The organism is Streptomyces sp. NPDC059166 (assembly GCF_042755185.1).
Classification (GTDB): domain Bacteria; phylum Actinomycetota; class Actinomycetes; order Streptomycetales; family Streptomycetaceae; genus Streptomyces.
Window position 1 is genome coordinate 1 of sequence record NZ_JBHZCI010000105.1, and the last position, 1,138, is coordinate 1,138.

The 1,138-nt window shown below is 58.1% G+C and carries 2 rRNA genes; both read right to left on the bottom strand.

What is annotated here, in order from left to right:
• A 23S ribosomal RNA gene (locus tag ACFXOA_RS32300) occupies window positions 1-755 on the bottom strand; the annotation flags it as partial.
• A gap of 298 nt (window positions 756-1,053) precedes the next feature.
• A 16S ribosomal RNA gene (locus ACFXOA_RS32305) occupies window positions 1,054-1,138 on the bottom strand; the annotation flags it as partial.

The window sequence follows — 1,138 nt, forward strand, 5'->3', positions numbered from 1 at the left end:
CGCCCTGTTCGGACTCGCTTTCGCTACGGCTTCCCCACACGGGTTAACCTCGCTACACACCGCTAACTCGCAGGCTCATTCTTCAAAAGGCACGCAGTCACGACTGCATGTGCAAGCACATACAGCGACGCTCCCACGGCTTGTAGGCACACGGTTTCAGGTACTATTTCACTCCGCTCCCGCGGTACTTTTCACCATTCCCTCACGGTACTATCCGCTATCGGTCACCAGGGAATATTTAGGCTTAGCGGGTGGTCCCGCCAGATTCACACGGGATTTCTCGGGCCCCGTGCTACTTGGGTGTCTCTCAAACGAGCCGTTGATGTTTCAGCTACGGGGGTCTTACCCTCTACGCCGGACCTTTCGCATGTCCTTCGCCTACACCAACGGTTTCTGACTCGTCTCACAGCCGGCAGACTATGAAAAAGAGATCCCACAACCCCGCATGCGCAACCCCTGCCGGGTATCACACGCATACGGTTTGGCCTCATCCAGTTTCGCTCGCCACTACTCCCGGAATCACGGTTGTTTTCTCTTCCTGCGGGTACTGAGATGTTTCACTTCCCCGCGTTCCCTCCACACTGCCTATGTGTTCAGCAGCGGGTGACAGCCCATGACGACTGCCGGGTTTCCCCATTCGGAAACCCCCGGATCAAAGCTTGGTTGACAGCTCCCCGGGGACTATCGTGGCCTCCCACGTCCTTCATCGGTTCCTGGTGCCAAGGCATCCACCGTGCGCCCTTAAAAACTTGGCCACAGATGCTCGCGTCCACTGTGCAGTTCTCAAACAACGACCAGCCACCCATCACCCCACCCCAAAAGGTGAGTGCACTGGGGCCGGCAACCGAAGGCAGCCTCACGGCCATACCCTCAGATACCCAACAGCGTGCCCGACCCGACCGATCCCCCACCACGTTCCACGCCGAAGCAGTACTGGAAGTGAGTTACCTGTCGTGCCGAATAGTCAACGTTCCACCCATGAGCAACCAGCACCGGACATTCGCCGATGTACTGGCCTCTGACCGAGCGAACCCGGTAAGAAGTGCTCCTTAGAAAGGAGGTGATCCAGCCGCACCTTCCGGTACGGCTACCTTGTTACGACTTCGTCCCAATCGCCAGTCCCACCTTCGACAGCTCC